A 7,262-nucleotide genomic window follows, 5' to 3' on the forward strand; every position below is an offset into this window, starting at 1 on the left:
CCTGATGCTGCTGGCCCGCTGCCTATGGGCGTGCAAGTTGCATCGGACTACAGGTCGGCGGTGGCCTTCCACGCCGAATGCACGGCACCGTGGATGTAGTTGACCGCACTGGCATCGCCGATGACATCGACGCTGAATCCGGCACCGCGCAACTGATCGGCTACCGGCGCGGCACTGGTGGTGCCATCGGCGTAGATGACCATGTCGGCCGGGGCGCTGAACTGCTCTTCGCCTTCGGTCCATTCCACGGTCTTCTCGGTGATGCGGGTGACCGAGACATTGCGGTGGATCTTGACGCCATGCGCGAGATTCTCCTTGACGGCGGTCCAGCGGCGCGGCATGGCCAGCGGCAAGCCCAGCTGCTGGCTCTCATGGACCAGAGTGACGTTGCGGCCGCGCTCGGCCAGGAACTCGGCCAGTTCCAGTCCCACCAGCGAGCCGCCGATGACTACAACGTCCTTGCCCATCGGCAGCCAGAACTTGGTGAACTGGCGGACGAATTGCGGGGACTTGGTCAAGCCCGAGAGCCGTCCGAGCTTGCCCATGGTGCTCAGCACCAGTCCGGCTTCCTCGGCTGTAGCGGTACCCAGCATCATGGCGCGCAGGGTGTCGCCGGTCTGCACGTTGGGCAGGTCGCCGCCTGGCATGTCCGGCTTCGGGCGCACGGCGCCGGTAGCGACAATGACGTGGTCGGGGTTCAGCCCGCGGATGGTTTCCGCGGTGGCTGGGGTATTGAGCTTCACCGCAACCCGCAGGCGCTTGAGCTCGGATTTCAACCAGCGCAGCAGGCGCTCGTTATCCGGGGTGGTCATGGTGGAGAACCACATGGTTCCGCCCAAGCGGTCGGCCTTGTCGACGATGGTCACCCGGTGCCCGCGCTCGGTGAGCACGCGTGCGCTCTCCATGCCCGCAGGGCCCGCGCCAACGACAACCACATGCTTCGAGGCGCTTGCCGGCTTCAACGGCAGCAGCTTCTCGTTACCCAGTGCCGGGTTCACTGCGCAGAACGGGGTGTCATCGAAGAAGTTCTCCGCCACGCACAGGTAGCAATTGATGCATGGGCGCACCTGGTCAAGCTTTCCGTCGCGCAGCTTGTTGGGAAGCTCCGGGTCGGCCAGCAGCTGGCGTCCCATGGCAGCGAAGTCCACCTTGTTCTGGGCGATCGCCTTCTCGGAAATGTCCGGGAGCATGCGGCCCACGGCGATCACCGGAATGGAAACATGCTTCTTGATCTCTGTGGCATTCTCCAGGTAGGCCCCGACCTTGTTCGGCAGCGGCCCGTCGGTGAAGTTGTCGAAGGGGTTGCGTCCCCAACCGGTCACGTGGATGCCGTCAGCGCCTGCGGCTTCGAACATCTTGGACGCCTCGATGGATTCGGCAAGGCTCAACGCGCCTTCCTGGCCGTATTCCTCTCCGGCTACGCGCACCAGGATCGCCAAGGAATCTCCCACACGTTCCTTGACGGCGGCGATGACCTGGCAGGCCAGGCGGGCACGGTTCTCCAGCGAGCCGCCGTACTGGTCGGTGCGCAGATTATCGCGCTGGTTCAAGAAGACGCCAAGGATGTATCCGTGCGCCGCATGGATCTCGATGGCGTCTGCTCCGCCCTTGGCTACGCGTTCTGCCGCGTCGGCCCATGCGGCGATCAGCCAGTCGATGTCCTCTTGGGCCATCTCGTGGTAGCTGGCTTGCTTGCCCTTGGTGGCAGCACCCATCTTCGCGAGTTCCTCGGGGGTGCAGTCGGCCAGCGCGCTCATGGAGTAGCTGTAGTCCGGCTTGTTCGGCGCCATGACTGGACGTCCGTTGGCGGTGTCTACGCGCGCTACCTTGCCATGGTGGGTGGACTGGATGCACAGCTTGGAGCCTGCAGCGTGGATGGCGTCGGCCAGTGCCTTGATGCCCGGGACGTATTTGTCCTCTGACAGTCCCGGTTCTTTCATCGAGGCCGCTCCGTAAGGGAAGGCGATAGCGCATGCGCCGGTGATGACAAGTCCGGCTCCGCCGGCGGCACGCGCGACATAGTGGTCGATTTCCGACTGCTCGATTTCACCGCCTTCGGAAACGTTCATGTCCATAGCGGGAAGGACAATGCGGTTGGCGGTGCTCATAGGCCCGATCCGGCCTTCTGACATCAGGTGGGGAAAATCCGTGTTGCTCATGGCAACATAATACCGGCGGAAAATGCTCCAATTTCCGCCAGGAGAATCTTGGAATCGGAATTAATGGCACTAAGATAAACAACTTGCTCAAATTCAAGCATGTAATCATGGTGTTAGAAATCAGCATTGCAACTAATTCTTGTGGAAATCCTGCGAAAAGAATTCTTGTTTCCATTGCCTAAGTCAACGATAATCAATTTCCATATGTGGATATTATTGGCCGGTTCAACGAATGCGCGAAGTGACCGGAATCACCCCAGCGGTAGGCTGGAAGCATGTACTGGGAAAATATCGTCTTCGATGCCGAAAGCCCGAAACAGCAAGGGGAATTCTGGGAGGTCCTGCTCAAGTGCCAGATGCTGACCGATAACGCCGACGGCTATGAAACCCGGCTGCAGCTGGCCGGACCGGGATACCTGGATTTGTGCTTCCCCGCTGTCCGGAACCCGGACCGTGCTCAACAGCGCGTGCACCTGATCCTCGGATCCGGCACCCATTTCAGCGAACGCCTTGGCGATCGGCACCGGCATGCCATGGAGTCCAGGCTCGATGCCGCAGGCAACGAATTTCTGCTCCGTGCCCACGACCAGGACGCAAGCGGCTTGGAGCTTGAAGCCCTGCAACTGGCCTGCGTTGACCCGGCCGGAGATGCAGAATTCTGGAAGCAGCTGCTGGGATGGGACATCGTTGCGCGGTCTCCAGTGGTTCTGGCTCATCCATCAGGCGCGGGCCCGCGGCTGGTCCTTGTCCGGGAAGCTTCACCCAAGACTGCGGGGAAGAATGCGATCCATCTGGACCTGCGTCTCGAACAGGCCGAGAGCATGGAGGACGCGTTGGGAATCATCTGCGCATTGGGCGGCAAGGAACTGGACCGTCCGTGGGGTACGCTGCCATGGCGGGTATTCCAGGACCGCTCGGGCAATGAATTCTGCGTCCTGGCCCCGTCGGCTTCCAACCGGTGACGGATCCGGCAACGCCCCGAGGCCGCTAAACGCAATTATCGGCACTACCCAAGGAAGAAAGTGCAACCACACCTAGGCAATGAGCACACCGTTGCGGTGATCCCGGGGCAGTCACGCCGCGGGATCGCGGCTCTGGCGCTCCTGCTCGCAACTGCCACCCATTTGCTGGCACAACTGTTCTGGCCTTCGGGGCTGCTGGCGGACGCCACGCAGATCCTGCTGATGCCGCTGTTGGCAGGAACGGTTCTCGCCCTCACCACCTCGCCGCGTGGCACACTGATCCGGCTGGTGCTCATAGCCCTTTTCTTCTCCTGGGTCGGTGACACCTTGCCCCGGTTCATGGACGGCGATTTTGCATTCCTGGCCATGGTTAGCGCATTCCTGGTTGCGCAGTTCTTCTACATCGCCGCTCTGGCAAGATACTGGAAATCTTCGATACTGCGCCATTGGTGGATGCCGCTTCCTTATCTTGCCGCATTTGCCCTGCTGCTGGTCCTCTGCTCACCCGGTGCGGGAGTGCTGCTCGCCCCGGTGATCATCTATGGCTTGGCATTGATGATGATGGCCATCCTCAGTACCGGGCTGGGTCCGATCGCAGGCTTCGGCGGCGCAATATTCTTCCTCTCCGATTCCTTGATCGCGCTGAGCTCATTTGCGGATATCGATGTCCCCGGAATGGGATTCTGGATTATGCTCACCTACGTAGCTGGCCAATGGATGATCAGCTACGCTGCGAGCCAGCGCGAGGCACAGGAGAAGAGCACGGTGAAATGCGAGTAGCCCCAAAGAGCAGGATCCCGTTGTTCATGGTGCATGGCAACGGGGTAGACCACCGTATCCTCAAGCCGCTGGAAGCAGAGCTGGCCAACGCGCAGATCTTCGACTTGCACTACATCGACTTGCCCGGCTTCGGAACCTGTCCACCGCTAGGGAACCCCGGGGGACTGCCAGAACTTGCAAACTGGTTGGAGGAACTGATCAGGCAAACCGCGGGAGAGGGGCCGTTCGCACTGCTGGGCAACTCTCTTGGCGCCTTGCTCTGCCAGGAGATGGCCGACAGGTTTCCCGGCCAGGCCCAAGGACTATTCCTCCTGGCCCCAGTGGTCTTTCCCGATGCCTCGCGGCGCACTGTGCCCGAAGCGCAGGTAGTCGTAGAGGATCCCGGGCTGTTGGCCCGGATAGATCCCCGCCAAGCACAGCAATTCTCCGATATTGCCGTGGTGCAATCGCAGCAGGCGTGGCAGAGCTTCGCGCAGTGGGTGCTGCCCGGGCTGGACTGCGCGAACTTGCGCTCTATGGCCAAGCTATCCAAGCGCTACTTCCTGGATCCTCTGCCCGTGGAGCGTAAACGCCAGCTGGATATTCCGGTAACCATCCTGTGCGGGAAACAAGACCACATCACCGGATACCGGGATCCCGAGCAGCTATCGCGCCGGTACCCCTCGATGAGGATCCGCGTGCTTGATTCTGCAGGGCATAACGTGCACCTTGAGCAGCCCGAGCAGGCCGCGGCCGAATTGCGGGACTGGGCCCACCGCACGGGCCGCATGAACGAGCCGGCTTGAGCCGGGGAAAAACCGCATGCTGGTGTGCCGCAACGATCCATGAAAACTTGAGGAATCGCTGGCACCCGGCTACATTTCGAATCAGCAAGTACGGATTCGCTTGAGCATGAAGGAATATGGCATGGAAGAGACTCTCCTGCTGCGCGAGCTGTCGAGCGTGGATGAAGTGCCTGACCTGCTCGACATTTGGCGCAGTTCGGTGGAACGCCGGGGAGACTTCCTCTCGGCTGCTGATATTGATGCGGTGGCCGTCGCCCTGGAAGCTGTCTATAGCCAATCGGTCTCAGTCAGGATTGCCCAGCATGGTCGACGCATTGTTGGCTTTGCGGCATGGAGCAGTACACGCATCGAACTGCTCTGGGTGAGGCACACTGATCGCCAGAAGGGTGTGGGCCGCATCCTGCTGGATGAAATCATCGCCAGCATTCCCGGGATCAGAGTTCATCTCGATTGCCAGCGCCAGCCTGCCATTGCGTTCTTTGGCGACTGCGGATTCGTGCCTGTGCCCGGGGAATCTGCATCGTCGCCGCAACGAGTCGTATTGCGCCACGTGTAGTCTTCAGCCTGGATCGTGGCACGATAGTTTCATGAGTGAAAATAGCCGTGAGATCCGTGAAGTCAGCATCGAACGCGTCGAGGCACGCAAGTACAGGGCCACTAGCCTCGAATCGGGAGCCAGCCTAGAATTCGGCCAGGGCGAAGGATTGCTAACCCCGGTGGAGTTGCTGCTTGCTGCCATCGCAGGATGTTCCGCAATTGATGTTGATGTGGCGACCACCAGGAGAAGCGAGCCTGAGAAATTCGAAGTCAAAGCGGGCGGCTACAAGGTCTCTGAGAACTCGGCGAGCCGGATGGAGGACATCCATCTTGGTTTCGATTTGAAGTTCCCCGATACCGAGGAAGGCCGCAAGGCAGCCAGCATGGTGGAGCGCATCGTCAAGCTTTCGCATGACAAATACTGCACCGTCTCCCGCACCGTTGAACTGGGCGCTTCCGTGCGGAGCGAAGTCATCAACTAGGTAGCGGGACTTCCGGCAATTCCCGGATGAATAAAGGTCAATGGCTGAATCCGCAATAGCTTCCATGGCAATTCACGGGTTTGGACGCAACCGCGAACTTTCTAACATTGCGTGGATCAGTTGTCGGCAAGGTCTTATTGTTCGGAATTCGTTGAACACATCGGGATATAGTCAGCTTTTCGCAATTCGAGCTGTGAAAGCCCAATGATTCAAGCTGGGAGCATGGGTCTTTGCCCTAGTCAGCGGAGAACCTTCATCGTAGGGTCGGACTGTCCCTACGTTGAAGGAGCAGCAATGCAGTCTGAGAACGTTTTAGGCAATATCGACTGGGCGTCGATGCTACAAAAGGTTGGCATCGCGCTAATCATCCTCATCATTACGTGGCTAGTTGCACGCATAATTCGATGGGCTGCCGCCAAACTGGTGAACAGGGTGAAGTTCCTGCAAAAGCAGGGCAATGACGGAGAACAAATAGGCCAATCCCTAGGCAAGGTCGCGGGGTTGATTGTCTGGCTCTTCGGCCTCGTGGCAATCCTGCAGGTCTTCGCTCTATCCGAAGTGCTATCGCCGGTGCAGGGCATGCTCGGCGGCGTCATGGCCTTCATCCCCAACCTCATCGGTGCGGGCTTCATCTTCTTCATTGGCTACGTCATCGCGAATATCGTTCGCCAGCTGCTGAGGACCGGTTTGGGAACTGTCGATTTTAGCGGACTGGTCCGCAAGGTCACCCCAGGCAACGAACCAGTAGATGAAGTTCAGTCTCGCGAATCCCAAGCGAAGATCGTTGACATCATTGCCAACATCGTCTTCGCCTTGATCCTGCTAGTCGTCGCAATATCAGCCCTGCAGGTTCTGGGCATCGCGGCAATTTCGGTACCTGCCCAGCAGATGCTGCAGCTGGTCTTCACCGCAATCCCGCAGGTCATCATGGCCTTGGCGCTCTTGGCCGTGGGTATCCTGATTGCCAAGTTCGTCGGGCAGCTACTTGAATCCACCCTCCACGGCGTGGGTACCGACACTGTTGTTGCCCAGTGGGGCGTAGTTCCCGAGGGCAAGAGCGCTTCGGGAATCATCGCTGGCATCGTCAAGATTGCTATCGTGCTGTTCTTCGGTGTGATGGCGGCCCAGATGCTGAACTTCCCAGCGATCACCCATATCCTCAATGAGATCCTGGCCTTGGGCGGCAAGATCCTCTTCGGCGCAGCAATTATCGCCGCAGGTTTCGTCATCGCCAATGTGATTGGCCGCTTCTTGGGTGACACTACTGCTTCGAAGATCATCCGCTACACGGCAATTGCGCTGTTCGTGGCGATGGGCCTGAAGTACATGGGTATCGCCGATTCGATCATCAACATGGCCTTCGGCGCAATCGTCATTGGCGCAGCATTGGCAGCGGCTCTGGCCTTTGGCCTCGGCGGTCGTGATGCTGCGGCCCGCACGCTGAAAAAGATGGAGGCCCAACAGGCCACCAATGGCCCGGACTCGACGCCACCGGCATCGAACCCAGGCATCTAACCACGCATCACAAAACCTGAGGGACAGATAAGAAGTGGGGGG

The 7,262-nt window shown here is 59.6% G+C and carries 7 protein-coding genes; 6 read left to right on the top strand and 1 reads right to left on the bottom strand.

Going from position 1 to position 7,262, the window contains the following annotated elements:
- Positions 1-47 precede the first annotated feature (47 nt).
- Positions 48-2,159, bottom strand: coding sequence for an oxidoreductase (locus ACNPM8_RS07025; protein WP_448939526.1), 2,112 nt, complete (start codon positions 2,157-2,159; stop codon positions 48-50).
- A 275-nt stretch (positions 2,160-2,434) separates the two neighbouring features.
- Here ACNPM8_RS07025 and ACNPM8_RS07030 point away from each other — a divergent pair, with 275 nt between their 5' ends.
- From ACNPM8_RS07030 to ACNPM8_RS07055, 6 genes are all read left to right on the top strand, one after another.
- Positions 2,435-3,121 (top strand): VOC family protein, encoded by a 687-nt coding sequence (locus tag ACNPM8_RS07030; protein WP_448939527.1) that lies wholly within the window; start codon positions 2,435-2,437, stop codon positions 3,119-3,121.
- Positions 3,122-3,181: 60 nt separating this feature from the next.
- A complete protein-coding gene (locus ACNPM8_RS07035) occupies positions 3,182-3,901 on the top strand; it encodes a lysoplasmalogenase (RefSeq protein WP_448939528.1) in 720 nt (239 codons plus the stop codon).
- Positions 3,892-4,686, top strand: a complete 795-nt coding sequence (locus ACNPM8_RS07040) for an alpha/beta fold hydrolase (protein WP_448939529.1) — start codon at positions 3,892-3,894, stop codon at positions 4,684-4,686. Before ACNPM8_RS07035 ends, ACNPM8_RS07040 begins: the two co-directional genes overlap by 10 nt.
- Before the next feature lie 121 nt (positions 4,687-4,807).
- Positions 4,808-5,242: a GNAT family N-acetyltransferase gene (locus tag ACNPM8_RS07045; protein WP_402470677.1), complete on the top strand. Its 435-nt coding sequence runs from the start codon at positions 4,808-4,810 to the stop codon at positions 5,240-5,242.
- 31 nt (positions 5,243-5,273) lie between these two features.
- Positions 5,274-5,705 carry an OsmC family protein gene (locus tag ACNPM8_RS07050; RefSeq protein WP_105657548.1) on the top strand — a complete coding sequence of 144 codons (432 nt, stop codon included), beginning with the start codon at positions 5,274-5,276 and terminating at the stop codon, positions 5,703-5,705.
- A gap of 294 nt (positions 5,706-5,999) precedes the next feature.
- Entirely contained in the window at positions 6,000-7,220 is a 1,221-nt protein-coding gene (locus tag ACNPM8_RS07055; protein ID WP_448939530.1) for a mechanosensitive ion channel, read from the top strand.
- Positions 7,221-7,262 lie beyond the last annotated feature (42 nt).

This window comes from Glutamicibacter sp. AGC46 (genome assembly GCF_053543715.1).

Bases quoted from the DNA above. Each gene is read 5' to 3' on its own strand.
- ACNPM8_RS07025 (WP_448939526.1), bottom strand. From the start codon at position 2,159: ATGAGCAACACGGATTTTCCCCACCTGATGTCAGAAGGCCGGATCGGG.
- ACNPM8_RS07030 (WP_448939527.1), top strand. From the start codon at position 2,435: ATGTACTGGGAAAATATCGTCTTCGATGCCGAAAGCCCGAAACAGCAA.
- ACNPM8_RS07040 (WP_448939529.1), top strand. From the start codon at position 3,892: ATGCGAGTAGCCCCAAAGAGCAGGATCCCGTTGTTCATGGTGCATGGC.
- ACNPM8_RS07045 (WP_402470677.1), top strand. From the start codon at position 4,808: ATGGAAGAGACTCTCCTGCTGCGCGAGCTGTCGAGCGTGGATGAAGTG.
- ACNPM8_RS07050 (WP_105657548.1), top strand. From the start codon at position 5,274: ATGAGTGAAAATAGCCGTGAGATCCGTGAAGTCAGCATCGAACGCGTC.
- ACNPM8_RS07055 (WP_448939530.1), top strand. From the start codon at position 6,000: ATGCAGTCTGAGAACGTTTTAGGCAATATCGACTGGGCGTCGATGCTA.